The organism is Neobacillus notoginsengisoli, assembly GCF_003515685.1.
In the GTDB taxonomy this organism is placed as follows: domain Bacteria; phylum Bacillota; class Bacilli; order Bacillales; family Cytobacillaceae; genus Bacillus_D; species Bacillus_D notoginsengisoli.
This window is the reverse complement of the sequence record NZ_QWEG01000002.1, coordinates 1-24988: the sequence shown is the minus strand read 5'-3', so window position 1 is coordinate 24988 and position 24988 is coordinate 1. Positions and strand designations below refer to the sequence as shown.

Sequence of the window (24988 nt, the reverse complement as noted above, 5' to 3'; positions counted from 1 at the left end):
GTCACTGTTTATAGCAAAAAAAAGTGCAGGCGATTTGCCCACACTTTTTCAAATTGAAACTTATTCTGCTTTTGCTGCCTGGATTTCAAATGATATTTTAATTTTGTCACCGACAAGAACGCCGCCGGTTTCAAGTGCAGCATTCCAGGTTAGACCGTAGTCAGCACGGTTGATTGAACCGGTTCCACTGAAACCAGCCTTTTCATTGCCCCAAGGATCTTTGCCGCTGCCTTCATAAACAACAACGAAGGTTTGCGGACGTGTAACGCCGCGGATTGTAAGGCCACCAGTCACGTCATACTCGCCTTCATCCGTTTTTTTGATGTCGGTAGCGTTGAAAGTGATCTTTGGATGTTGCTCGGCATCAAAGAAGTCAGCGGAACGGAGATGATTGTCCCTGTCTTCATTGCGGGTGTCAATACTTGCCGCATCGATAGTAAATGAAATTTCAGCATTGGTCAAATCAGATGGATCTGCAACCACTGTCGCGTCAAAACTCTGGAAAGTACCCTTAACATTCGCGATCATCATATGCCTTACTGAAAAGTCAACACTGCTGTGTACAGGATCAATTGCCCATTTTGTTTTTGCCATTTCAAATTCCTCCTAATTTGTTTTCCCCTAAAGTATTTTTAGCTTGAGATAATCAACTTCAAGGTAAATTATAAAAGCTGGCGAACACTTTGTCAATTGAAATATTTTTAAACTGAGATGTTTTTGTTGAGCTAAGTGAGAGAGGCAGCAGTAATGCTATTGAAAAGTTCAGTTTATTTTTTCTTAAATGTCCTGCACACATCTAAACATGATTGAAAGGCCATGAAAGGGGTATATTAACAGCGGGTGATTCCGACATTTTTGTGAACCCACCCCTTAACATTCGTTTTACAAAAATGTTGGTTCTATAATAGAGGATGGAAAGATAAGACATAGGAGGAATCTAAATGAGCGGAAATTTAACAACAGTTGTCAACAAACAAGTAGCAAACTGGAGTGTTTTATTTATTAAGCTTCACAACTACCATTGGTATGTAACTGGGCCGGAGTTTTTTACCCTCCATGCCAAATTCGAAGAGTTGTACAATGAAGCAGCAATCCACATTGATGAACTTGCTGAAAGGCTTCTTGCCCTTGGGGACAAGCCTGTAGCAACGATGAAGGAAGGCCTGGAAAAGGCATCTGTCAAAGAAGCGGATGGCGGTGAAAGCGCCAATGAAATGGTGAAATCCATCGTGGACGATTTTTCAACTCTCATTGGAGAGCTAAAGGAAGGAATGGATCTTGCCACTGAAACCGGCGACGAAACAACGGGCGACATGTTGTTGGCCATCCACGCAAGTCTTGAAAAGCATGTCTGGATGCTGAACTCTTACCTAGGGAAATAATATGAGTAACAAAAAAACAGGATCGGCATGCGCCGGTCCTGTTTTCATATTCAAAAACAAAACATACAGGCAACCTGCCTGCATGTTTTTCGGGTAAGGAGAAGATGAGATTCGAACTCACGCGACGGTTGCCCGCCCTAGCGCATTTCGAGTGCGCCCCCTTGAACCACTTGGGTACTTCTCCACGAAATTGGAGCGGGTGAGGGGAATCGAACCCCCGCCGTCAGCTTGGGAAGCTGGAATTCTACCATTAAACTACACCCGCAAATAAAATAAGATTTGAATGCGGATGAGAGGACTTGAACCTCCACGGGGTTGCCCCCACTAGAACCTGAATCTAGCGCGTCTGCCGATTCCGCCACACCCGCAAAAATAAAAAAACGGCAAAAGTAATATATCATATTATCAAAGGAAATTAAAGTGAAATTTTTCCCTAACCTTCCATAGAAATTCCTTTTAATTAAAGATTGCCAGATATGGAAATAAGGTAATAAAATGGAAGTGACCCGCGGCTTTTAGCGGCTTAAACAGTTGGGGAGTGTGCCGATGAAATTTGATAAAACTTTCATTCTACTTTGTGTTATCTTTTTTTCTTTTGGGCTAGCTGTGAATGCCACGAGCTGGGTAAGGCTCAGCCCGCAGGAAGTGGCCGACAGGGCTGAAATTGTTATTGTTGGAAAGTATGATTTTTCCGGTGAGCCTGTAAAAGGAGAGCCACCCTTAAATAATGGCTATAACTTCATTGTCCAAAAGGCTTATAAAGGCGATGATATAAAAGCCACCATGCTAGTCGGTATTGACATGTTTGATGTCAGCTGGGCAAAAGAGTTTCAGCAACAGGGTGGATCTTTTCTCCTCTTTCTTGAGGAAGGCAAGCAGGAGTATCTGGTGCCTGTCGGCGGTCCAAACGGAATGATTCAACTGAAAAACGGTAACGTATATTCAGAAGACTCCGAGCGACTAAAGTTTTTTGGAGACTATCTGAAAACACAGGAACTTACCGGGACAACGATCCCTGTTAAACCAGTAAAACTGGAAGAAAAGAAAGTCGTCACTGGCATCGGTCCATATTTACTTCCGATTGTGTTTATCCTTTTGGCTGGTACAGTGGCTTTTGCAGGGATAAAAAGAGCAAAATCAAAAACTAATCAAAATATCAAATAGATTTAATACTGGGGGAGAATGGATGGAGATAATCCGGGTGGAAAACGTTTCAAAGGTGATTGCTGGAAAAACGATTTTGCATGATATTTCGTTTTCTGTGAAGGCGGGAAGTGTCATAGGCCTTCTTGGTCCGAATGGTGCAGGGAAGACGATAATGCTGCGGTTATTAAATGGCGTTATTGATGCCGTCAGGCTGAAGTTTCCTAATAAATTCAAATTTTTTCACTTTAATACGAACAAACATTCGCCTATTTTTTAGTTATATATTATAATAGTATATAGAAGTTTTAAATGAACTGAAGAAAAAAGGTGGTGAAAACAATGCTTCGGAAAAAGCCAGTTAAGGTACTTCGTAAGAAAAAGAAAACGGAAAATATTCAACGTTTCACTCAGGTTCAAAATCTCGGAGGAAAAAGCCTTACAGCTAAAGAGTTCAAAATACTAAAAAGGATGACGCACAGCACGAAAGCGCTGCGAAATGTTGGTCTTTACACAATTAAGAAAAGCTTTCGCGAAAATAATAGAAATGCCACCACCAAGGAAATTGATGAAGCAATGCAAGCAGATGTTAACTATTGGGGTGCTCAGTCTAATTCTGTTCAAGCCATTCGCCGTTCGTTACTAGAAGAGGTGAATAGCTTTTTTAAATCGCTCAAATCTTGGAAAGATAATCCTGAAAAGTTTACAGGTCGTCCGAAGTTTCCAAAATATCTACATAAAGAAGCGAAACGTGTGATCGAAATTTACCAAATACCAAAGGTAGATAAAAACGGATACTGGACTATTCCGATGAATACAAACTTCAAAAAGAAATTTGGTTCCATAAAAATTCGTATGCCTAAGAATTTGTTGAACAAAAAGATTACCTATATCGAAATTGTACCAAAGCAAAAAGGTCGGTTCTTTGAGGTACATTACACGTATGAGGTGCAAGTAGCTCAAATGAAGAAACAACCCACGACAACTAAAAACGCTTTAAGTATCGATTTAGGTGTAGATGTTCTTATGAGTTGTGCAACAAATAATGGGGAAACGTTTTTACTTGACGGTTTAGCTTTAAAATCGCTAAATCGGTATTTCAATAAAGAACTCAGCAAACTCCAAGAAAAAAATAGAGAGAATGGGATTTCAAAACGTGTCGTTACAAATAATCAAGCGAAGCTTTGGATGAAACGTGAACGGCAAATAAAAGGGTATATCTCGCAAGCCGTAGGTTTGCTTTTCAAAAAGGGAAAAGAATTAGGGATCGACACCTTCGTTGTCGGTTACAATGTCGGTTGGAAGCAAGAATCTGATATGGGCAAAAAGAACAACCAACACTTTGTACAAATTCCTTTCGCAAGACTGATTTCCGCCATTGAAAACAAATGTTCCAAAGAAGGCATTCGTTTTGTAAAACAGGAGGAAAGTTATACATCTAAGGCTAGTTTTCTAGAACGAGACGAGATTCCTGTTTGGTCAAAAGGTGATAAAAAGACCTATCATTTCAATGGTAAACGCATAACTCGCGGTCTATATCAAAGTAAAACAGGTCAATGTATTCATGCCGATATTAATGGAGCATTAAATACATTAAGAAAATCAAAAGTGGCGGAATTGGATGAAAGGCTCAAAGTTAAAACGCCAATTCTGTTGAAAGTACAAAAACGTAAAGCTGTTGCCTAGTGCATGGCATATATTGGGTGTGTCAACCATCCAAGTGTATTCGACACATTTGTGTCGGGGCTTGTAGTACATAGTTCGTAAGGCTATGACTTCGCCGTATTCATATGGGGAACTTTAACTCTTCGCGAGGGAGAGTGCAAGTGGGAAAACGACCGTTCGTCACCAGTACCGACCTAAAAATCTCTTGGGGTGTCACCGTAAGGTGGCATGAATTCTAGAGCGTCAAACTGTCTAGCAATAGACGAGAAGACCTAGACTTCAAACTCAAGCCCCCACTGAAGTGCTTTATCTCAGTAGGGGTAGTTGACTTTAAAATAAAAGGGGATGATTCGGATGAATAAGTCGATTATCATGGCGATTGCCTGGAAGGATTTAAAGGCGACTTTTTCATCCAAAAAGGTATGGGTCCCGATGGTCATTATTGCAGTACTAATTTGTACGGTTCTTCCATCAGTGTTTGCTGTACTCGGCTTGCATACGAATATGCTCGCCGGGGAGGCCCAGGACATTGAAAAACCAATCCAGGCATTCATCGAAAAGTTCCCTGATGAGGAGATGGGAGAAAAACTAGCATCACTGCCGGATCTCGGAACAAAGTTCGTGTACTTTTTCATGTCATTCATGATGATTCCCTTTTTCCTGATTGTCGTGATTATCAACTCGCTCGTAACGGCCTCTAATAGTTTTGTAGGAGAAAAGGAGCGGAAAACACTTGAGACCCTGCTGTTCGCACCAATCTCAATTACGGACTTATTCATAGGCAAGGTACTTGCTTCACTGATTCCGGCACTGGGAATTACCATCGCAGTCTACCTTCTGGATCTGATTGTCATAAATATCATTGCATATCCGTATTTTGGAGAGCTGCTGTTTGTGAAAAGTGTCTGGCTATTGCTCATTTTTTGGTCACTCCAGCACTCGTTTTATTTACGATCATCCTAAATGTCCTAGTTTCGGCAAAGGTAAAAACGTTCCAGGAAGCGCAGTTTGGCGGACTTCTCGTTCTGCCAGTCGTCGGCATATTGATTAGCCAAGCTACCGGGTTGTTTTTCCTAAGCCCATTAATCCTTGTAATGATAGGAGTCTTGTTGCTCGCTGCCAATGCTGTTTTGCTGAAAGTCATAACAAAGTTCAATCAGCGCAACGCTCTGTTCGAAAGCCAAATCCATTAGTCGTTTCATTAGGATTCTAAAAAGATGGGAAAGCTGTTTTTAATAAATCCTGAACGGAGGAGTCTGGATGTTTACTGTTAAACCGGTCGGAAGGGTTTGCAATAGCCGCAAGGAAGTTGAGGACGACTTTTGGGGTGAAGTGATTTCTGAAATAGAGATGAATGAAATTCTCGATGGAAGCTGTCTGGAAGGAATCGAAGAATTTTCCCATCTGGAAATCATCTTTCTGTTCCACCTGACTCCTGATGATAAGATTCTATTTGGTGCAAGAAGGCCGAGAAATAACCCCGACTGGCCGGTAACCGGGATTTTTGCCCAACGCGGCAAAAACCGGCCGAATCGAATCGGCGCCACGATTGTCAAACTGCTAAAGCGGGATGGAACAAAGCTTACAGTGGCAGGTCTCGATGCCGTCGACGGGACACCGGTTATTGACATCAAACCAGTCATGAAAGAATTTTTGCCAAAAGAGGAAGTCAAGCAGCCACAGTGGGCAACTGAATTGATGGAAGACTATTGGAAATAGACTCAGAAAAGGCGGTCTTAAAGGGCCGCCTTAATTTGCTTATTGTTAGAAAAATACAGATTTAGTGACTTTGGATAACTCATTTATCAAGCATGACTTCCTCTAGCTTCAGCGCCTATCGCCTAGCAAACTTCAGGTCTCCTCCCTACGATAAGTCATCATCGAATCGCTAACGCTCTTCGTGATTCCTTTATCTCAGTCGAAGCCCTTCCAGTTTGTACGGCGATGACCAAGGCGCTTGCGCTTTTGTTATATATATTCATAATAATCCTGGGCATGGTATGATTTAAAACCGACCGACTCATAAAGCCTTAGCGCATGAGCATTCTTTGCTTCAACTTCAAGGAAAAGCGGATAACCTTTCTGGTCTTCTTTAGCGATGATAGCCGAGAGTGCCTTCCTGCCAATCCCTCGTCCCTGGTAGTGGGGAAGTACCGCAAAACCGTAAATCCACGCCTCGCCATCCAGATGGTCGACCCGCATTTTCCCGACAGGCTTCCCTTCCGATTCAATGATGTAGAAGTCCTCGTTGCTAATAGCCCTTAACTCCTTGTTAAATGAATCGGCTTCTTCTTCCGTAAAGCCAAAGCATTCCACTTCTAGTCGGGCTTCAAGCTCATGGTCGCCGTCGGTTGATGGGCGGAGTGTCACCCCTTCACTGGCGGGCGAAGAAGTTCCATTCCACTTCATCTGGTATTCCGTCATAAAGTACCGGTTCGGCACATGATTCAAGAATGCCCTCGCTGACTCGGATCCCGCCGGAGCGTTAAGGAGAATCTGCCTGGCACCGCGTTTTTCCGCAACCGCAACCGCCTCATTCAGCAACCGCGAGAAAATTCCTTTCCTGCGGAATGCAGGATCGACCATCCCGCACAGCTCGACTTTATTCCCGAAGCCGTATAGGCCAATGAAGCCAATCAGCCTTCCTTCTTCATAATGGAGAAAGTCGTCTTTCCTGCCTTGCGGGCGTGAAGCGAGCATATCCCAGTTTAATTTTAGCTTGAAGCCGCCTGCTTCTTCACAAACGGCCTGCAATCCTTTTATTTCTTCAAGCTGCTTTCTTGTCAGCATATAAAACCTCCATTTTTGCAAAATTGGACAATTACCTATTCGCCATTTCCGAACGTGAAACCTTCTTTCGAAGCAAAGTCAACGAAAAGTTTTGAAATGAGCGGGAGTGTCTTGAACACATTGTAGACGAGATAGAAATAGCGCTCATCGTTAAAGCCGTCAATTTCATACACGTTCACCATATTGTGCTCAGCATAATCCCTGGCGGCTATTTCCGACATGATTGAAATGCCAATGTCCTGCCTGACAAATTGGATCAGGCTTTGGCCGGAGTCGGTATAGGCAATGATATTCAACTGGTCTTTTTGAATGCCGGCTTTTTTAAGTAATTGTTCGAGCATTGTATTCGTTCCGGAGTCAGAATGCCGCATGACAAAGGGATAGTTTTTAACAGAATGGATGCTTACTGGCCCTTTAAGCTCGATTTCTTTAGAGGTGACGAGCACCAATCTCTCCTTCAATAGGGGGATATACTCCAGTTTTTCGTTCTCGTATTTTGCGCCAAGAAGCCCGACATCGACGGTTCCGCTGAGTACTTTATCGGCTACGGCTTTGGATGGAAACTGAGAAATATTAAAGCCCGCCGCAGGGTATTCCTTCCGAAACTGTTTGACCATTTTCGGCATGATGAACTGGCCGGGAACCGAGCTTGCCGCCACACGGATAATGCCGCGGAACTCAGCCATCCCTTTGTTCAGGTCGAGAAGCGCCTCATCTTTCATAAGCAAAAGTTTTTGCGCCCATTGGTAGAGCCGTTCCCCGTAAGGCGTAAGTATAATTTCCCTTCCGACCCGGTCGAATAGACTGACATTCAGCATCTTTTCGAGTGATTGGATATGGGATGAAACGGTTGATTGGCTTAAAAAAATATCCTCTGCTGCTTTTGAAAAACTTTTATGCTCGACGACTTTCGTAAAAACAAACAATTGGTGGAAGTCCATTGGCTTTCCTCCTTTATTTATAAAAGCGATTTCTAGTATTGGATATGTAGATAGATATAGGGTAGCATGAATTTTTTGCCAATGGAAGAATGGAATGAAAAATCCGCCGGCTTAAGCGGGCGGATGTCAGAACTATGAAACTTGAATTCTAGTATGGTTGGATGTATGGCGGCTGTTTTAGGTGATCCGTATGTTCTCTTAAATGGTGATAAAACACTTCATATCTGGCCCAGGCCAGCGGAAACGTCATAGCGGGTTGTTTATTATCAGTTTCATAAATGAGAATATGCTTTTTCGTATGTTCAACCTTTCCAATTTCATGGAGCAGAATTGCCTGTTGTTTCTGACCGTCCTTTATCACGAGTTTTTGGCCAATAATCGAGACGCTTTTCGTCTTGATTTTTCTCCATTCAAGAACAGTCAGTCCGGCGCCGAGCAGGGTAAAGAGGAAGGATGGCCATACAGGTTCTGGGAATCCTTCAAGTGCCATCCGCAGCCAATGGACAATCAGTAATCCATAAAAAAACCACATTCCCTTGCTTACCCGCGGGCTGCTTTCAAAATAAATGCTATGCTCATGAACCGTTTGTTCGTCCTGGCGTTTTGTAAAAAAGGCTTGCTTGTGCTCCTCAATCGTCAAGGAATCAAAATCAGTGAAATCCGTATACGTTCCATCCCAAAGAAAGGCTGTGTCATTGCCTTCCTCAAGCGCATAACCTCCTGCCCAGCCGGCATAGGCATGGTCCAGTTCGGTAAATTTCATTAAATAATAACGGACTGGCTGGCTATAAACATTTTCTGTATCAACCTTGTCGACAACCTCAATTTTCTCCGGATAATGGGCCGTGCCGTCCTCGTCCTCGGGAAGGTTGATGATTGTGCTGAACAGTCTCGTCCTAGCAAGGTGCTGCTGTTTTCCGTCCTTCATTGGATACAGATGCTCAAGGTCCATATCCTTCAGTTCCCAATAAACCATTTCGGCACTTTCGATGTGCCGCGCACACTCTTCTATCACTGCATGATCAAACGGCAAGTTTTTAGATAAGCACACAAGAAAGGCTTCTGTTTTTATGAGTGGATCCTTAAATGTCAATGCCTCCAGAAGCTCGCGTTCTGTTTCTTCGGCAAAATAATAGTTCATTAAGCCGATAAACAGTCTCATTCTGCTTCGGATATAAAAATAGTTTTCCTTCCAGGCGGTGTAGGCATATTTCGTTGTGTAATCGCCGTTAAATTTCATGTATTGTTCTTTTGTCTTCCTGTAATCCTCAAGCAAAAGTGGAAGGACTTTTTCCTTCCTATAGCCTTTTTCAAGCTCGGAGGAGTTGATGCCGAGAATCAAGTCATACAGCATAAATTTGTAATGTGGCGAATGAATCGTGTCTAGTGTTTGGTTCAGGATGTCCCTAGTAAGGACCGGATAGGAAGTGAGTTCTCCGATCGGGATCTGGAAGTTTTCCGTGCCGTTTATTAATCCGACAATTTTTTCTTCGAGGAAATAGAAAATTTCCTCGTCCTCGGTACCGAGTAGGAACTCAATCGCCCTTTCTTTTGCCTGGAGGCTTAGCCCGTCAAAATTCGTAATCAACGTGACAACGACTTCTTCCATCGGAAAGTCACAAACAAAGTCGATTAAATAGTAGGAAGGGTTGTCCCAATTGTCGACTGGATCGGGAAAAGATCCGGCCGCAGTGACAATGATGTCGCGCAGTACATCGATTTGAACTTCAAGATTCTGAATTTGTTTATATTCGAATAGCTTATCAAGTCCCTCATACCGTTTATGCGGATCAGGGCTCTTTACCTGCCTCAGGATATTTCGCAGCTTTAACTCGTACACTTTCTCCCCACCTGTTCTGGTTTCTTTTCCATTTTCATTATCATATTTCATTTCTGTTTTTGCGGCAATTATAAAATAAGGAATTGGTTCAGATGCCCAATTTGCATTTTTGTCCGAAAACAGGGAAAATAAAACTTTGAATCGAAAAGAAAGCAGGGATTGCATTGCCCGATTTTATAGAAATGGGAATATCAACGAAGCTGGCAGGCATTTTGAAAGAGAATGGGATCGCTGTGCCGACCCCGATCCAGACCATGGCCATTCCGGCCGCTCTGGACGGAAAGGATCTTATCGCCCAGGCGCAGACAGGGACAGGAAAGACGTTGGCGTTTATTTTGCCTATATTGGAAAGAATTGATGGAGATGCACCCCATGTCCAGGCGCTGATCGTAACGCCGACAAGGGAGCTTGCGCTTCAAATAACAGCAGAACTGAACAAGCTGGTTTCAGGCAGTGACGTGAATGTTCTGGCGGTTTACGGCGGCCAGGATGTCGAAAAGCAGCTGAAGAAGCTGGAAAAAGGGGTGCAGGTTGTTGTTGGAACGCCGGGCAGGCTGCTTGACCATATTCGGAGGGAAACAGTCCAGCTCGGGAATATAGCTACTCTTGTTCTCGATGAAGCGGACCAAATGCTGCACATCGGTTTCCTAAATGAGGTGGAAGCAATCATCCGGGAAACGCCTTCCAGCAGGCAGACAATGCTGTTTTCAGCCACGATACCTGAGGATGTTCGCGCGCTTGCAAAAAAACATATGCGAAATCCTGACTATATGCAGGTTGAGAAAACGCAAGGTCCGGCTGAAACGGTGAACCAGCTTGCTGTGCAAACAACAGACCGTGGCAAGCAAGGCGCATTGATGGAACTAGTTAATACTCATAGACCGTTCATGGCGGTCGTTTTTTGCCGGACGAAACGGCGGGTGGGACGGCTGTTTGAAGTATTGAAAGCAAACGGATTTTCCTGTGAAGAACTGCATGGTGATCTTTCTCAGGCAAAACGGGAACAGGTGATGAAACGGTTCAGAAATGTTGAGTTCCAGCTGCTGATCGCCACTGATGTCGCAGCGCGCGGGCTGGATGTTGAAGGCGTCACCCATGTTTTCAACTATGATATGCCTGAGGACGCGGAAAGCTATGTACATCGAATCGGTAGAACAGGTCGGGCGGGGACGAAAGGACTTGCCATCACTCTGTTTACAGCTGCTGACAGGCAGCAGCTAATGGCGATTGAAAAGGAACTGAACATCCGGATAAAAAAGGAGAACGCCGAAGGATTTAAAGATACTGAACCATCAGGGCGGAGATCGGCTGGCAAAACCGATGGAGGCCGGCAAAACTCAAGGCGTTCACCTCAAGCGGGTAATGAAGGCAGACCTCGCAAAAAATCAGCAGCGGGGCCGCGCCGGTCTGATTCAAATAGAGATAAAAAACCTCTAATAAATAGCCGAAAACAAGCTGAAGCAAAGACTAAAAGAAAAGAGTCAGCTTCGCCAGGCCGGAAATCACTTGCAAATACTGGTGGTCGAAAATCTTCAGCATCCCGTCCAAAACAAAATCAACCTTCAGGGCGTGGCAGGAGAAAATAAAAGCGTTCTGAAACCAATACGCATTCTTATATTGGAGTGAAAAATGGAAAACTGGATTTTATCATTTATGAATGACTATGGGTACATTGGAATCTTCCTGTTGATTGCCCTGGAAAATATTTTTCCGCCGATTCCATCGGAAGTTATCCTAACATTCGCGGGCTTCATGACGACAACTTCTAAACTGACGATTTCAGGAGCGATTGCCGTTTCCACGCTCGGCTCGGTAGCGGGCGCGGCTGCTTTGTATGGAGTCGGCAGGCTTTTGGATGTTGAAAGGCTTGAGAGGATTGTTGATCGCTGGGGCCGGTTTCTACGATTGTCAAAAAAGGACCTGCACAAGGCGGATGCCTGGTTTGATAAATATGGCGTTTGGACTGTGTTCTTCTGCAGGCTAGTCCCTTTAGTAAGAAGCCTCATTTCAATTCCGGCAGGCATGTCGAGGATGAAATTCCCGCTCTTCATCCTGTTGACAACGGCAGGAACGCTCATCTGGAATACGATCCTTGTCAACGCGGGAGCCCTGCTAGGCTCTTCGTGGAATGATATTGCCCGCTATATGGATGTTTTCTCAAATGTCGTTTATGTATTGCTGGCAGGAGCTGCGCTGTACTTTGGAGCAAAGTTTGTGAAAAAGCGTATATAAATTAAACAAAGGCCTTTGCGCTAAAACAGCAGCAAAGGCCTTTTCAATTATTTATAATCAAGATGTTTATGTTTGAAAATATTTTCATCAGAGTTGCGAACTAGAATGAAATAGTCAATATTTTCAAGCCGATGGAGATTGCAGTTATGATGGGCAATAATATCTTTTGCGCTCAAGACACTGTTGTCTGTCGTCGAATGACCATCGGCGACAAGGGTGACGTCATAGTCAAGTGTCGTGGCCTTTCGGCATGTCGTATCGACACAGTATTCGGTCTTGCAGCCCATTATGACAAGATGGTTGACCTCCAGGGTGTGCAGGTATTCATGCAGGTTAGTATGATGAAATGCATCGGTGGCCCGCTTCGTCAGGATCGTATCGTCCTTTAAAGGAGCGATGTGCGGGTGGACCTGATACTCCATCGAATCCGGTTCGGCCACATCAGTGTCCAATATAAAGATAATCGGAACCTCCTTCTCTCTCGCCTCGTCAATCACCTTTTTCATTGATTCAAGAAGTCGTTCCTTTTCATAAACTGGTCCATATTTTGGCCCCTCAATAATCCCTACTTGGGCATCAATCACCAATAAAGCCGTATTCCCCATCCGCTTCCCTCCCTTTGGCAAGATTAAATTCACATTTCAGCTTATCTTTCCCTTCTTAAGACTTAGTTATATAGGAGCATTCGTTTTCATAAATGTAACATATGATTCAGAGATAACAAGTTGCCCTACCGTGTTGGCTGGCGGTTTGTCCTACCTCTTATTTTACTAGAAAACAATCACACCGCAATGATTTAGTTCGATTGGAGCAGTCTTTTGGCCCTGCCTGAAAATTCTTCACTACTAAAACTTTCTTACTTAGCTAGTTTTCCTATTGTTGTATTGAATGTAATCATGTCTCCGATTTCAATCCCTAAACTGGCGATCGTACCTGAGGGCAGCTCCAAGGTGGAATAAGCTTTCTTCTCCGGCTTTGTTGCCGTCCATGGTTGAAGATCGGGATAAAGGCAGACAACTTCCATTCGTTCATTAATAAGAACAACATCAATAGCGAACGACATAAAAAACATATGAACAGCATTGCAAGGAATAATCCATAAACCCTCGTTCCTGATCGGCGCCTTTTTAAACATAAGGCCCTTAAATCGGGCAAAAAAAGAATCCGCTTTTTTTATTGGAAAGGGAATGTTAACTAGTTTATTACGCATAAACCCGACCTCCTTCTTAGATAAACAGGCAACGTGTTCATTATAATAAATATACAGTTCTTTAGAAAGAACTAAAAAGTTAGTAAATGAAAGAAAAACAGAGAAAAAGTAAGATAAGCCCATAAATATCCGTTAAAACAAACAATTATCAGACTTTTCAAATATACCTTGTTCGTAATATAATTCGTTTAAGTTCTAAATAAAGAACCCAAAAATACTTAGAAAACAGGAGGCGGAGAAGTGAATTTACTTAGCAGAATTGTCAAAGAAGAAGAAGGCCAGGCACTTACGGAGTATGGGTTGATTATTGGGTTAGTTTCGGTTGGTCTTATCTTGGCTTTAGGTATTTTAAAGGATTCGATAGCTGCTGTATTTGATGATATTAAGGCAGAATTAAATCCATAAGCAATTGCTCAATTATTATAAAGTAGGCCCTGCTTTTCAAGCATGAGAAGCGGGGTTTTTTAAAGAAAGGGGGCTTTTCGTGGAAAATATACTTCTTCTTATCGTACTAATTATTTGTACGATAACAGATATTAAATCTAGGAAAATCCTGAATATAGTGACATTCCCCGCAATTCTGCTAGGCTTCCTCTATTATTTACTGATCAATGGCTTCGACGGCTTCTTGTTTAGTGGAAAAGGTTTCTTGGTTGGACTGGGGGTCCTTTTTATTCCCTTTGTTATGGGGGGGATTGGAGCGGGAGATGTTAAACTAATGGCTGCAATTGGAACAATGAAGGGAGCTTTTTTTGTTTTTTATGCTTTTTTGTATGCTGCAATAGTCGGCGGCTTAATTGCTTTATTTATTATAATCCGAAGAAAAGATGTAAAGGGTTTTTTTGCGAGGATAACCAATTCAGTTCTTCTGCTGTCTTTAAATAAAAGGAAAGAATCAGTCCAAGTCAGTAATAGAGACCTTGCACCGTCCTTTCCGTATGGAGTTGCGATTGCAATTGGAACGGTGGCGATGATGTTCATGGAGGGAAGGATATGAAATCTGAGAAAGGGCAGTCAATGGTGGAAACGGCCCTTATTCTACCTATCCTGGTTATTATGCTTTTTGGAATCGTCGATTTCGGTAGACTTCTTCATGCTTATCTCGCTCTTGATCATGCGGGGAGAGAAGCGGCTAGAGCAATTAGCATTCAAGAAGATCCTCCGACGGTTTTAGCCACCACCAAAAACTCACTGAAAAATAAAAATATAGATGCAATTGTTAAGATCAAAGAAACAAAAATAGAAAGTGGAAAACCGGTAACGGTCATAATCACCCACAACTTTAAATTTATCACACCGCTTGTTTCCTTTATTAATGGTCTAAAAGATTATTCAATAGAAAATTCTACTGTAATGAGGGTGGAATAGAATGAAAAATGTTTTGGGGAATATAGGCAAAAAATTAAAAAAGGAAGATGGAAACGTCCTGGTTATGGTGGCTGTTTCTTTAGTTATGCTTCTTGGCTTTACTGCCCTTGCCATTGATGGAGGAAGGCTTTATTTTGAAAAAAGTAATTTACAGAAAGCGCTTGATGCAGCTGTTTTAGCAGGAGCGCAGGACCTTCTTAAGGGAGAGACCAATGCAAAGGCGACTGCTATTGATATAGCTTTAAAAAACGGAGTTACTCTTATTAATGATGATTTTGATACTGGGCCTAACCATATCAAGGCAACAAAGACAAGAGATAAGACTCTTTTTTTTGCAAAAGTACTTGGAATCAATAACGCAAAAGTTAATGCTTCTTCGAAAGCACAGCTGAAAGGAGGGCTTAAAAAGAAAAAGGGAGTGGTTCCACTCGGTATTAAAGAAGACCAGTATAAAGAAGGGGTGAATTATCCCCTTAAGTCCTCAGAGTCTGTTAAGGGGAATTTTGGGTACTTAGATCTTGTTGGAGATACAAGGAATCTAAAAGAACAAATTATAGGGGGAGCGGAACTCGAAGTTTCACAAAAATTTGCTTGGACAAATCCAGGTGAAAAATGGGGTCAAGTTACGCAAGGCTTTGAAAGTAGAATAAGTAATGATAATGGTATTGAAAAGTGCCAAAGCTATGAAACTGCAGATGATTCATGCCAAAGGGTAATTATTGTCCCACTGGTTAAAGAGGTTGTATTATCGGGAAAAACCCAAGTTGAAATTGTAGGGTTTGCTGCATTTTATATTACGCGTGTTGAAAATGATAAAGGCGATAAAATTGTTGAAGGGAAATTTATCAAGACTTATACAGTTGGTGAATTCGGCGGAGAAGAGGATTATGGCATATATAAGGCTTCTCTAGTTGAATAAGACACGTTTATGGAGGAAGTCATGAAATCTAAAAAACTATGGATCTGGTCCTTAATTTTCGGGCTGGTTGCCACTTCATTTCTATATATTCTTATTAATTCAAGGGCCAATGTTCAAACTTCGGCACCTTCATCCACTAAACCAGTAACCACAAAAGCAGAGGAGCAAGAAGAAACCAAAACAGCATCTACCAAGACGGCGGCCGCTGCTGAAAAGGGTGCAGAGGGCAATGAACTGCTCCCAATAAGTGATGGAAAAAGGGCTATGACCATCCAGGTAACCGATGTCCAGGGGATCGCGGGATTTATTAAAGCTGGTTCACATGTTGATGTTGTTGTAAAACTGATTGTTCCAGAAGATGCGAAAGCAGGCCAGCATGATGCAGGCACACTGATTGTCCAAAACGCAAAGGTGCTGGCAATCGGGCATGCCGCCGATGATGAAGAAACGAGAAAAAAATATCAAATGGTGACGCTTGAGGTAAATCCAAGAGAAGGTCTGGCACTTGGATTTTCTACAAAATATGAGCTCTATTTAATGCTCCGCAAAGATGGAGACGATAAGCTCGAGAAGAAGCATACACACGTCCATGAAGATGAACTCCACGAAGGGGTGTTTTTGAAATGACATGGTTTGTTGTAGCGAAGCATGAAGAGGTATACGAGGAATTGGAAAAACATGCCCTTACTCTGAAATCCAAAGTGAGATGGCTGAAGTCGAAAGAGGATTTGGCGGATAACATTGAAAAGGGGCTTGTTTTCCTGACTGTCTCCAATGACGACATCATTGAGGATTTGTATGAAGAACTAATAGCGTTTTCCGGTTCGAATCAAGGGATTCCTATATTAATAGATATTGAAGATCAAGTCGATATCAGGAAGGCGATCAGGGCGGGAGCCTTTGATGTTTTGCCGTTCCCTGTTCCCCCGGAGACGATTCGGGAAACGGTAAAAGAGGCAGAGAAAATCCTTTTGCAAGTGAAGGTGGAGTCTGAAAAAGCTCCGGTAAAAAAAGATTCCCCTGAAAAAGATGCAAAAATCATCACTGTTTGCAGTACAAAAGGCGGGGTTGGGAAAACCACTTTTACTGTCAATCTCGCAGCAGCGTTTGCAAAGCAGTTTAAAAAAGTGGCGGTCGTTGACCTCGACTTACAGTTTGGGGACGTTTCGATGTTCTTTGACTGCAAGCCGAATAAGACGATTTACGAATGGGTGAAAGAGGAATATTACGGCCAGCCTGAAAAGCTGAGCGGCTATATGTATGCCGTCAATGAGTACATTGACATCATGGCCGCACCAATCAGGCCGGAGTTTTCGGAAGTCATCCTCGAAGAGCATATCCAGAAGCTGACGGACTATTTAAGGCCTGACTACGATGTGGTTTTAATTGATACAGCTCCTTATGTCGAAGGGAATATTCTGACCGCACTCGAAAAATCGGACGATATCTTCCTTGTCACTTTCCTTGATTTGCCGACATTGAAAAACTGCAAAATCTTCATTGACACACTTCATTCGCTGGGTCTCGTTAAAAAAACGAAAATAGTCCTGAACCGGGATTCGAAAAAAAGGGGATTGAACAAGGAAAACGCTGAAGAAGTTCTAGGAATGAAGATTCATACCCGAATTCCAGACGTTGAAAAGGTAGTCGTAACCTCTGTAAATGAAGGAAACCCGTATGTCTATTCCTACCCAAGGGCGAAAATATCGAAGGTAATGTATTCCTTGGCCCAGGACTTTTTCGGGAACCCCGTTAAAAAACAGAAAAGGTCACTTTTTGCAAAAAAAGTCGTAAATGAGGGGAGGCTTGTTTAATGTCCTTGTTAAAAAGGCTTGGCAAGGAAGGGCTGATTGTAACGAAAAAGCCTGCCGCTTCCTCGGTTTTTCATCATAACAAAAGCGTCCCTGAAGACGGGCTGGAGAGCAAACTGCATAACTTCCTTGTGGAAGAAATGAAAAAAGCAGGAAACGAGCAGGATATCAATTATGATGACATTATCGAAAAAAAATCAGACGAATTTTTGCAAAAAGAAGCCTCTCATCTGTCGTTTGAAGATAAGCAGGCCATCTTCCAAGGGGCAAAAAATGAATTGGTCGGGTACGGGCCGATCACTCCGCTCCTCGAAGACCCGGATATTACTGAAGTGATGGTAAACGGGCCAAAGGACATTTATATGGAAACAAAAGGGAAAATCAAAAAGACCTCTGTCCATTTCAAGGATGACGACCATGTGTTGAGGATTATTGAAAAGATTGTCCACCCGCTCGGGCGCCGGATTGACGAAAGTTCGCCGATGGTGGATGCCCGTCTCCCGGACGGATCAAGGGTAAATGCGATCATTCCGCCGCTGGCGCTTTATGGCCCCGTTTTGACAATCAGGAAGTTCTCGGATACGCCATTTACAATTAAGAACCTTATCCAATTCCAAACGTTAAGTACGGAAATGGCGGAATTCATTGAAGCGTGCGTTGTTTCACAGCTAAATATTTTCATCAGCGGCGGGACGGGGTCAGGGAAAACCTCAACCTTGAACGTGCTGTCGTCATTCATACCGGAAAGCGAGCGGATTGTCACAATTGAGGACGCTGCCGAGCTGAAGCTGTCGCAAGAGCATGTTGTCGCACTTGAATCAAGGCCGCCGAATATTGAGGGACAGGGAGCTGTCTCAATCCGTGACCTTGTCAGGAATTCGCTCAGGATGCGCCCAGACAGGATTATTGTCGGGGAAGTGCGAAGCGCCGAGGCGCTCGATATGTTGCAGGCAATGAACACTGGACATGAAGGAAGCCTTGGAACGGGGCATGCGAACTCACCAAGGGATTTACTTGCCAGACTTGAGACAATGGTATTGATGGCTGGTTTTGATCTTCCTGTCCGTGCGATCAGGGAACAGATTTCAAGCGCGCTCGATATTATCATACACCAGACAAGGATGAAGGACGGAACAAGGAAAATAACCCATATCTCCGAGGTGCTTGGACTTGAAGGAGATACGATCGTTACCCAGGATATTTTTATTTTTAAAGAAACGGGTATGACTGAAGAAGGGAGGATAAAGGGAAGATTCATGTCGACCGGAATCCGTCCCGCCTGCGCCGACAGGCTTGAATTGTCAGGATTTACAATTCCTACTTCCTGGTATTTGGAGGAGTGGCGGGTATGAATGTGAACCTTCCAGTGCAACTTGCTTTGTCTGTAATTGGTTTAAGCGTTGTCGCTTATCTAGTTTTTTCAATAATCGGCCGGAGAATGAAGATGAAAAAGCGGCTGGACAGTTATTTTGTTTTGGAAAAGGAAGAGAAAGAAATAGAAAAGAAGAAGCCCGCCAAAAGCAAGCATGTATCGCTTATTCAAGAGGCGGGCTCACGCTTGAATGGCATTTCACCGGCTATCTCAAAGTGGGAGAAAAAGCTGGTCCAGGGCAGGTCTGCTCTTTCACCTGGGGAGTTCTTTATTTTCCGGATGCTGTCGCTCGTTTGTCCTGTATTAATTGCCTATATGCTGAACATTCATTTTTTGTTTTTTATCCCAATCGGCATCGTCGGTTTCTGGCTTCCTGTCCTTCAGCTTAACAAAAAAATCAACAAGCGCTTAACCCGCAGCGCCTATCAGCTGTCAGAAGCGCTTGGAACAATGGCCAACTCGATGAGGGCCGGTTTCAGTTTTATGCAGGCGATGAAGCTGATCTCCGAGGAGTTTCCCGACCCGATTGGCACTGAGTTTGACAAGACCTTGAAGGATATAAATTTAGGGGTGCCGGTGGAGGAAGCGTTCATGAAAATGCTCCAAAGGCTTCCCGACAAGGAACTCGAAATGGCTGTCAAATCGATGTTGATCCAACGGGCAAGTGGGGGGAATCTCGCTGTCCTCCTCGAAACGATTCAAGAAACGGTAACAGGAAGGATCCAAATTAAAGAAGAGATCAGAACGCTGACTGCCCAGGGGAAGCTTTCAACCTGGATTATTACCGGGCTGCCCGTTGCTTTGGCTCTTTACCTTAAGCTCGTTAATCCAGAATATTTCAACCTTCTCCTCGAGCATCCGCTTGGATGGGTGATGCTGTCAGCAGGCGGAATGGGCATTTTGATGGGCTGGTTCTTTATTCGAAAAATTGTCCGGATTGAGGTGTAGGCAAAATGCTGATCGCAGCTCTATATTTCATGGCGTTTTTGTCACTCACACTTGTATACCGGGCTTTTCTGCAATTTCTTTACAGGAGTGAACTTACGATTCACAGCAGGGTCGAAAACTTTCTCGGCACTGAGCGCCAGGCTCCCAAACCTGTGGAAATGAAAAACAGGGGGCAATTTTTTGCAGAAGAAAAAATTTCAACCCTCGCGGAGAAAATGAAGGTGTTTTTGTCGAAGAAACTTTCCGCAGAAGCGAAAAGCGATCTCGAGAAAAAGCTCTTGGATGCAGGGGTGGTGAAGTGGACAGCGGTCGACTTCAGGCTGCTCCAGCTGCTAGCAGGACTTCTTCTTTTCTTCCTCGGTTTTCTCCTGTTTGGGAGGACTACCGGAAAAACGATGAGTTTATTTTTACTGTCGAGCGCTCTTGGTGGGCTTGGCTTTTATTATCCAATTTTTTATCTGGGAGCAAGAAAAACTCAGCGCCTTGCAAAAATCCAGAAGTCTCTCGCCGATTTTTTCGATATGGTGAATCTATCGGTGGAAGCGGGGATGGGGCTCGACGCCGCAATCATGCGTGTCTGTAAAAATAAAGAGGGACCTTTGTCAGAAGAGTTTTTGCGGGCGATAGAGGAAATGAGGCTCGGAAAATCAAGAAGAGATGCTTTTATTAACCTCCGGGCCCGGGTCAGCCTCGATGCCTTTCAGAGCATAATGACTTCGTTAATCCAGGCAGACCAACTTGGAATCGGAATGTCGAAGGTCCTCCGTGCCTTAACGGATAGGATAAGGGAGCACCAACGCCAGCTCGCCCGTGAAAAAGCGATGAAAGCACCGATAAAAATGCTTTTCCCGATGGTTCTGTTTATTTTTCCGGCAATATTTATTATTTTATTGGGTCCGCTAATCATCTATCTTTTGCAAAATGGACTGGGAGGTTAATAGCTTTTGTCCCGTCAGACCAGGGGAGGTCAACATATGGAAGGAAGACGGATAAGAAAGTTGCGTACAGAAAAAGGGATGTCGCTGAATAAATTAAGCGAACTGACCGGTATTTCTAAATCTTATTTAAGTTTTTTGGAAAGGGGAATACAGCGGAACCCCAGTATTGACGTTTTGGAAAAGCTTGCTGCGGCACTCCAGGTGAGCGTGGATGTATTCATTAATAAGGAAAAGGATGCAAAGGCTGTAAACGGAGGAACAGGCATCTTGAAGTTGCATGTTGAACTATCAGAGAAAGATATGGAGCCGGAAAAGATAAAAAGGGTCAAGGAACTGCTGGAAATCTTGAATGAACCGGGGAGCAACGGCCCGTCTAAGTAACCACTTTTTTGATATCACAGTATATACTAAGACCAACTTAAATAGCACACAAAAAACCCTTGCAGAGCAAGGGTTTTGACTTTGATGCTTAATTCTGCGCCTCCAGGCTGTCATAAGAATTTCTTCTTTCATCAGGCTGAACGGCATCCTTTGCGGCAAGGTCGGCTTTTACTTGAAACTCATCCCGTTCTTTCCGTGCCTTTCGTAATTCCCTTTTTAGGGCGACAATCCTGGTGGTACCGACTGCCCCCATAATGATTACCCCAGCCAATACCGAGCCGAGGACAACTAGGATAAGCGGCCAATGCGCAGAGCCAAAGTAATAATCGACTTCAACCGGTTCAACATTCATAACAGCAAAAATAGCAACCAGTAACGCAAAAACGATGCCCAGCAGCAAACTCCATTGCGTTTTCATCACGTAGCCTCCCTTTGTATCGTGTCCCTTATTCTAAAGATACCCAATGGGAGGAAAGAAAAAACAAGGCAAAAAAACAGAAAAAAGAACTTCTGCCAATTAGCAAAAGTTCTTTAGTATGGAGACTATCGGGATCGAACCGACGACCTCTTGCATGCCATGCAAGCGCTCTCCCAGCTGAGCTAAGCCCCCGTGTGGAATTTGGGTGTTCCCTTATAAAGTTTTCTCGAAAACTGACTATAAATGTTTCCTCAAAAACGACTACAAAAAACATTATATCACCCTTGCAAAATATTGCAAGGGGAAAATTAAAAATTCGACACCTTAAGGGTCAGTAAGCTTCCTAGGAGGCACTGCCCCTTAGGTCCGATTGGTTCAACTAACAATTCAGTAGAAAAACCCCACTGATTGAAGATTCACTTTGTGATATAATTTTCTCGGCGGACAGGCTGTTAAAAATCCTGTTTGCGGGTTACCGAACAAAACCGGTTATGAAGGGGGCTTCCTTTTGAGAAATATCCTGTTTTATATATTAATTGCATTAATGCTGACCACAATTATCAGCATCGTTCTTGGCTACCACAGCTTCGGCTTTACGGTCGGCTTCATTTTTGCAGGCTTTGCCTTGGCGGTCGGCGTGTTTTATTCAATGAAAAACCGGGACTATACGTACAAGCAGTGGTACGACGACTATGTAGATAGAAAACAGAGGCGAAAATAAAAAAAGGGCGGCCAAAGCCGCCCTGCCATTTAACTGATGCTCTCAATTTCCACACGCTGGACTCCTGGAAGGTCAGAAATCAAATTATAAACCTCTGTTGTCTTCAATCTTGAATCTACTCCGATTTGTAAATGGACGTGATGGTCACCATCTCTTAGATCTTTAATCCGAACCTTTCTTAAAATATATTTTTGCTCAGAAATAAAATCAATTAAAGAATCAATCTTCTCCCGTTCCGCTACATGAAGCTGAAGAAGAATTTCTTTTTCCCTTAATTGTTTTGGCCCAATCATTTTTATAATAAATGGCAGGAACTCCACGCTGAAAATGAGCAGTGCAACGCCGGCGAAAGACTCTAAATAGAATCCAGCGCCAACCGCAATTCCAATTCCGGCGGCTCCCCAAATGATTGCCGCTGTTGTAAGACCTGAAATGCTGTCATTCTCTCTTCGCAAAATAACCCCAGCGCCTAGAAAACCGATGCCTGAAACAATTTGCGCAGCAAGCCTCAGCGGATCCATTGTGATATTGACCGCGCCCGGAACCGCATTATATGCTGACTTCATGGATACAATTGTGAGAAGGCAGCTGACGATGCAGATAACGAGACTAGTCTTCAGCCCGACTGGCTTTCGCTTCAGTTCCCTTTCAAGCCCAATAACCAACCCAAGGACCGCAGAAATTCCCAATTTTAAAAAGATTTCTGTTTCAAAAGCCGACATGTCCGCTCCCCACCTATTTCCTCTTTATTTAGCAAAAAATTATAATATAATAGAAAAATACGAGTAATCCATGTAAAATACATGGCACTACATAATTAATCATTTACACCAAAGGAGCTTTTATGAAACCTATTCTTAATCCATATATGGCTTTAGCAATCGGTGTTATTACCGTGTCCGCTTCAGCTATATTTGTGAAATTCTCAGCATCACCATCTGGCGTCATCGCTTTTTATCGATTGTTTTTTTCTGTTCTTTTCATGCTGCCGCTTTTTTTGGCAAAATACACCCCAGAATTAAGAGGAATTTCAAAAAAGGACTGGATTTTTACTATTGTAGCCGGTGTATTACTAGCATTTCATTTTATCCTCTGGTTCGAATCGTTAAACTACACATCTGTTGCCAGCTCAACAGTACTTGTTACACTCCAGCCGCTGTTTGCCTTCATAGGAACATATTTGTTCTTTAAGGAAAAAATGACGTTTGGGGCAATAGCGAGTGGGATCATTGCTATCATTGGAAGCTTTATTATCAGTTGGGGGGATTTCCGGATTAGCGGTTCCGCTCTCTTCGGTGACTTTCTTGCCCTTGTAGCTTGCGCTTTCATAACTGGGTACTTGTTATTCGGCCAGACAGTAAGGCAGAGAGTGTCGCTGATTACTTATACATTTTTAGTATACCTTATCAGCACCGTTACATTATTTATATATATCGTTGCCATAGGCGATTCATTCATACCGGTACAGCAAAGCGATTGGATCCACTTCATCTTGCTGGCGCTGCTTCCTACCCTTCTTGGCCACAGCCTTTTTAATTGGGTTGTCAAATGGATCAGTACGTCAATGATCTCCATGGCCATACTATTTGAACCAATCGGTGCGGCGATTCTCGCATACATTTTGCTTGGTGAATCGGTCATCTGGTCTCAGATTGTTGGCGGCGGAGTTGTTATTGCGGGATTATCTCTATTTATTATTAATGAGCGAAGGCTGAAGCTTAAACAAATAGCAGCCCAGCATTAAAAGCGGGGGAGGAGCATTGTTGATCCGGAAAGCGGAAATGAAAGACATGTGAAAAACTGGCAGGCAGCATACAAAGGAATGGTCGACCAGGAAGTTCTGGATGGGTTGAAAATAGACGAAAGGCTTTCTTTATGGAAGGAAACCCTCTCCAATCCAATTGGAGATTCCCCTGTGTATATTGAGGAAACGGAGGAAGGCCGGATTATCGGCTGTGCCTCCTTCGGCCCAGAAAGGCAGGATCAGCAATGAGGAGTGGGTGAGCTTTATGCCATTTATCTCTGGCCAGAAGCTCTCCGGAAAAAAGCGGGAACCAGGCTTGTGATTGCAGATCTTGCGGATTTGAGCATATATTCCGTAATCGCATTTCAATGGAATGACCTTCCGACGTTGCTGAACCAACTTAAAGAGCAACTATAAAAAATCAGTACATGTTATAGAAGAAGTAAATAAGAGATTCAACTTCCTTTTTGGGAAATAAAAAAGTTTTAAAAATTATATTGCAAACATTTTAAATGCGTGATATAGTATAAATCGTCGCTTCGGAGCGGTTGGAAATGAAGTCACTGTTACTTTAAAAAATGCGGTTGACAACGCCGGAACGAATGTGATATAGTAACTAAGTCGCTACGGCGACATGTTAAATTTCTACGGCAGTAAATTTTCTTAAATATTGTTTTGTTTTGAGATGCAAAATCCTCAAACTTTAACAATAATGATTTATGCCGATGTAGGATACTTGCTCTTTGAAAACTAAACAAACAAGCGTCAACAAACAATAATATAGTGATCTTCGGATCACTAGCCAACGTAACTTTATGAGCTAAACTCATACTCTTTCTTGGAGAGTTTGATCCTGGCTCAGGACGAACGCTGGCGGCGTGCCTAATACATGCAAGTCGAGCGAAAGTTTCAAAAGCTTGCTTTTGAAACTTTAGCGGCGGACGGGTGAGTAACACGTGGGCAACCTGCCTGTAAGACTGGGATAACTCCGGGAAACCGGGGCTAATACCGGATAATCCTTTTCCCTGCATAGGGAAAAGCTGAAAGACGGTTTCGGCTGTCACTTACAGATGGGCCCGCGGCGCATTAGCTAGTTGGTGGGGTAATGGCCCACCAAGGCGACGATGCGTAGCCGACCTGAGAGGGTGATCGGCCACACTGGGAC

Annotated in this window: 30 protein-coding genes, 4 tRNA genes and 1 rRNA gene; 23 read left to right on the top strand and 12 right to left on the bottom strand. The window is 43.3% G+C overall.

The genetic code is table 11. From position 1 onward, the window contains the following. Nucleotides 1-60 precede the first annotated feature (60 nt). Entirely contained in the window at nucleotides 61-594 is a 534-nt protein-coding gene (locus D1B31_RS02900) for a YceI family protein (protein ID WP_118919259.1), read from the bottom strand. 347 nt (nucleotides 595-941) lie between these two features. On the opposite strand from D1B31_RS02900, the gene D1B31_RS02895 reads away from it, so the two are divergent. After that, nucleotides 942-1382 carry a Dps family protein gene (locus tag D1B31_RS02895; protein WP_118919258.1) on the top strand — a complete coding sequence of 147 codons (441 nt, stop codon included), beginning with the start codon at nucleotides 942-944 and terminating at the stop codon, nucleotides 1380-1382. A 96-nt stretch (nucleotides 1383-1478) separates the two neighbouring features. On the opposite strand, the gene D1B31_RS02890 is transcribed toward D1B31_RS02895, so the two are convergent. The 3 genes from D1B31_RS02890 to D1B31_RS02880 form a co-directional block, all read right to left on the bottom strand. Continuing rightward, a tRNA-Ser gene (locus D1B31_RS02890) sits at nucleotides 1479-1566 on the bottom strand. Between the two features lie 7 nt (nucleotides 1567-1573). Then, nucleotides 1574-1647 (bottom strand) — tRNA-Gly (locus D1B31_RS02885). Nucleotides 1648-1666: 19 nt separating this feature from the next. Then, nucleotides 1667-1750, bottom strand: a tRNA-Leu gene (locus D1B31_RS02880). A gap of 178 nt (nucleotides 1751-1928) precedes the next feature. On the opposite strand from D1B31_RS02880, the gene D1B31_RS02875 reads away from it, so the two are divergent. From D1B31_RS02875 to D1B31_RS02850, 6 genes are all read left to right on the top strand, one after another. Then, nucleotides 1929-2546: a hypothetical protein gene (locus D1B31_RS02875; RefSeq protein WP_118919257.1), complete on the top strand. Its 618-nt coding sequence runs from the start codon at nucleotides 1929-1931 to the stop codon at nucleotides 2544-2546. Between the two features lie 22 nt (nucleotides 2547-2568). After that, nucleotides 2569-2805, top strand: a complete 237-nt coding sequence (locus tag D1B31_RS02870) for an ATP-binding cassette domain-containing protein (protein ID WP_118919256.1) — start codon at nucleotides 2569-2571, stop codon at nucleotides 2803-2805. A 62-nt stretch (nucleotides 2806-2867) separates the two neighbouring features. After that, nucleotides 2868-4211, top strand: a complete 1344-nt coding sequence (locus tag D1B31_RS02865) for an RNA-guided endonuclease InsQ/TnpB family protein (protein WP_118919255.1) — start codon at nucleotides 2868-2870, stop codon at nucleotides 4209-4211. Nucleotides 4212-4544: 333 nt separating this feature from the next. Beyond that, a complete protein-coding gene (locus D1B31_RS02855; protein ID WP_158587419.1) occupies nucleotides 4545-5153 on the top strand; it encodes an ABC transporter permease subunit in 609 nt (202 codons plus the stop codon). Beyond that, nucleotides 5114-5383 (top strand): hypothetical protein, encoded by a 270-nt coding sequence (locus tag D1B31_RS23860; RefSeq protein ID WP_142922556.1) that lies wholly within the window; start codon nucleotides 5114-5116, stop codon nucleotides 5381-5383. Before D1B31_RS02855 ends, D1B31_RS23860 begins: the two co-directional genes overlap by 40 nt. Before the next feature lie 67 nt (nucleotides 5384-5450). Beyond that, on the top strand, nucleotides 5451-5909 hold the full coding sequence (locus D1B31_RS02850) for an SAM-dependent methyltransferase (protein WP_118919253.1): 459 nt from the start codon (nucleotides 5451-5453) through the stop codon (nucleotides 5907-5909). 249 nt (nucleotides 5910-6158) lie between these two features. On the opposite strand, the gene D1B31_RS02845 is transcribed toward D1B31_RS02850, so the two are convergent. From D1B31_RS02845 to D1B31_RS02835, 3 genes are all read right to left on the bottom strand, one after another. After that, on the bottom strand, nucleotides 6159-6980 hold the full coding sequence (locus D1B31_RS02845; RefSeq protein ID WP_118919252.1) for a GNAT family N-acetyltransferase: 822 nt from the start codon (nucleotides 6978-6980) through the stop codon (nucleotides 6159-6161). A gap of 35 nt (nucleotides 6981-7015) precedes the next feature. Beyond that, a complete protein-coding gene (locus D1B31_RS02840) occupies nucleotides 7016-7921 on the bottom strand; it encodes a selenium metabolism-associated LysR family transcriptional regulator (RefSeq protein ID WP_118919251.1) in 906 nt (301 codons plus the stop codon). A 148-nt stretch (nucleotides 7922-8069) separates the two neighbouring features. Next, the gene (locus D1B31_RS02835) at nucleotides 8070-9812 is read right to left on the bottom strand and encodes a hypothetical protein (RefSeq protein WP_158587418.1); all 1743 of its coding nucleotides are present in this window, start codon (nucleotides 9810-9812) and stop codon (nucleotides 8070-8072) included. A gap of 131 nt (nucleotides 9813-9943) precedes the next feature. Between D1B31_RS02835 and D1B31_RS02830 the strand changes: the two genes are divergently transcribed. Both D1B31_RS02830 and D1B31_RS02825 read left to right on the top strand, forming a co-directional pair. After that, nucleotides 9944-11347: a DEAD/DEAH box helicase gene (locus D1B31_RS02830; RefSeq protein WP_240035142.1), complete on the top strand. Its 1404-nt coding sequence runs from the start codon at nucleotides 9944-9946 to the stop codon at nucleotides 11345-11347. A 43-nt stretch (nucleotides 11348-11390) separates the two neighbouring features. Then, nucleotides 11391-11993 (top strand): DedA family protein, encoded by a 603-nt coding sequence (locus D1B31_RS02825; protein ID WP_118919248.1) that lies wholly within the window; start codon nucleotides 11391-11393, stop codon nucleotides 11991-11993. 47 nt (nucleotides 11994-12040) lie between these two features. Here the strand turns inward: D1B31_RS02825 and D1B31_RS02820 are convergent, their stop codons facing one another. Next, nucleotides 12041-12598, bottom strand: coding sequence for an isochorismatase family protein (locus tag D1B31_RS02820; protein ID WP_118919247.1), 558 nt, complete (start codon nucleotides 12596-12598; stop codon nucleotides 12041-12043). A 251-nt stretch (nucleotides 12599-12849) separates the two neighbouring features. Continuing rightward, nucleotides 12850-13203 (bottom strand): DUF192 domain-containing protein, encoded by a 354-nt coding sequence (locus D1B31_RS02815; protein ID WP_158587417.1) that lies wholly within the window; start codon nucleotides 13201-13203, stop codon nucleotides 12850-12852. Between the two features lie 240 nt (nucleotides 13204-13443). Between D1B31_RS02815 and D1B31_RS02810 the strand changes: the two genes are divergently transcribed. The 10 genes from D1B31_RS02810 (at nucleotide 13444) to D1B31_RS02765 (ending at nucleotide 20940) form a co-directional block, all read left to right on the top strand. Next, nucleotides 13444-13608: a Flp family type IVb pilin gene (locus tag D1B31_RS02810; RefSeq protein ID WP_118919245.1), complete on the top strand. Its 165-nt coding sequence runs from the start codon at nucleotides 13444-13446 to the stop codon at nucleotides 13606-13608. 79 nt (nucleotides 13609-13687) lie between these two features. Beyond that, nucleotides 13688-14200: an A24 family peptidase gene (locus D1B31_RS02805; protein ID WP_118919244.1), complete on the top strand. Its 513-nt coding sequence runs from the start codon at nucleotides 13688-13690 to the stop codon at nucleotides 14198-14200. Then, nucleotides 14197-14571: a TadE/TadG family type IV pilus assembly protein gene (locus D1B31_RS02800; protein WP_118919243.1), complete on the top strand. Its 375-nt coding sequence runs from the start codon at nucleotides 14197-14199 to the stop codon at nucleotides 14569-14571. The genes D1B31_RS02805 and D1B31_RS02800 overlap by 4 nt, the downstream gene beginning before the upstream one ends. A 1-nt stretch (nucleotide 14572) precedes the next feature. Continuing rightward, nucleotides 14573-15490 carry a pilus assembly protein TadG-related protein gene (locus D1B31_RS02795; RefSeq protein ID WP_118919242.1) on the top strand — a complete coding sequence of 306 codons (918 nt, stop codon included), beginning with the start codon at nucleotides 14573-14575 and terminating at the stop codon, nucleotides 15488-15490. Between the two features lie 21 nt (nucleotides 15491-15511). Beyond that, nucleotides 15512-16117, top strand: coding sequence for a Flp pilus assembly protein CpaB (gene cpaB, locus D1B31_RS02790; RefSeq protein ID WP_158587416.1), 606 nt, complete (start codon nucleotides 15512-15514; stop codon nucleotides 16115-16117). Continuing rightward, nucleotides 16114-17304, top strand: a complete 1191-nt coding sequence (locus D1B31_RS02785) for a CpaE/TadZ family protein (RefSeq protein WP_118919240.1) — start codon at nucleotides 16114-16116, stop codon at nucleotides 17302-17304. The genes cpaB and D1B31_RS02785 overlap by 4 nt, the downstream gene beginning before the upstream one ends. Further along, nucleotides 17304-18653 (top strand): TadA family conjugal transfer-associated ATPase, encoded by a 1350-nt coding sequence (locus tag D1B31_RS02780; RefSeq protein ID WP_118919239.1) that lies wholly within the window; start codon nucleotides 17304-17306, stop codon nucleotides 18651-18653. Before D1B31_RS02785 ends, D1B31_RS02780 begins: the two co-directional genes overlap by 1 nt. Further along, nucleotides 18650-19621 carry a type II secretion system F family protein gene (locus D1B31_RS02775; protein ID WP_118919238.1) on the top strand — a complete coding sequence of 324 codons (972 nt, stop codon included), beginning with the start codon at nucleotides 18650-18652 and terminating at the stop codon, nucleotides 19619-19621. The genes D1B31_RS02780 and D1B31_RS02775 overlap by 4 nt, the downstream gene beginning before the upstream one ends. A gap of 5 nt (nucleotides 19622-19626) precedes the next feature. Then, the gene (locus tag D1B31_RS02770) at nucleotides 19627-20559 is read left to right on the top strand and encodes a type II secretion system F family protein (protein ID WP_118919237.1); all 933 of its coding nucleotides are present in this window, start codon (nucleotides 19627-19629) and stop codon (nucleotides 20557-20559) included. Between the two features lie 36 nt (nucleotides 20560-20595). Then, nucleotides 20596-20940 (top strand): helix-turn-helix domain-containing protein, encoded by a 345-nt coding sequence (locus D1B31_RS02765; RefSeq protein ID WP_118919236.1) that lies wholly within the window; start codon nucleotides 20596-20598, stop codon nucleotides 20938-20940. An 88-nt stretch (nucleotides 20941-21028) separates the two neighbouring features. Here D1B31_RS02765 and D1B31_RS02760 read toward each other — a convergent pair whose 3' ends face one another. Together D1B31_RS02760 and D1B31_RS02755 are read right to left on the bottom strand one after the other, a co-directional pair. Continuing rightward, entirely contained in the window at nucleotides 21029-21358 is a 330-nt protein-coding gene (locus D1B31_RS02760; protein ID WP_118919235.1) for a LapA family protein, read from the bottom strand. 119 nt (nucleotides 21359-21477) lie between these two features. Then, nucleotides 21478-21550: transfer RNA gene (locus tag D1B31_RS02755), tRNA-Ala, on the bottom strand. 316 nt (nucleotides 21551-21866) lie between these two features. Between D1B31_RS02755 and D1B31_RS02750 the strand changes: the two genes are divergently transcribed. Continuing rightward, nucleotides 21867-22079 (top strand): hypothetical protein, encoded by a 213-nt coding sequence (locus tag D1B31_RS02750; protein ID WP_118919234.1) that lies wholly within the window; start codon nucleotides 21867-21869, stop codon nucleotides 22077-22079. 29 nt (nucleotides 22080-22108) lie between these two features. Here the strand turns inward: D1B31_RS02750 and D1B31_RS02745 are convergent, their stop codons facing one another. Then, nucleotides 22109-22801: an MgtC/SapB family protein gene (locus tag D1B31_RS02745; RefSeq protein ID WP_118919233.1), complete on the bottom strand. Its 693-nt coding sequence runs from the start codon at nucleotides 22799-22801 to the stop codon at nucleotides 22109-22111. Between the two features lie 122 nt (nucleotides 22802-22923). Here D1B31_RS02745 and D1B31_RS02740 point away from each other — a divergent pair, with 122 nt between their 5' ends. The 3 genes from D1B31_RS02740 to D1B31_RS02730 all read left to right on the top strand — a co-directional run. Next, on the top strand, nucleotides 22924-23823 hold the full coding sequence (locus tag D1B31_RS02740) for a DMT family transporter (protein ID WP_118919232.1): 900 nt from the start codon (nucleotides 22924-22926) through the stop codon (nucleotides 23821-23823). 48 nt (nucleotides 23824-23871) lie between these two features. Continuing rightward, nucleotides 23872-24072, top strand: coding sequence for a hypothetical protein (locus D1B31_RS02735; protein WP_118919231.1), 201 nt, complete (start codon nucleotides 23872-23874; stop codon nucleotides 24070-24072). Between the two features lie 586 nt (nucleotides 24073-24658). Continuing rightward, nucleotides 24659-24988: ribosomal RNA gene (locus D1B31_RS02730) — 16S ribosomal RNA — on the top strand; the annotation flags it as partial.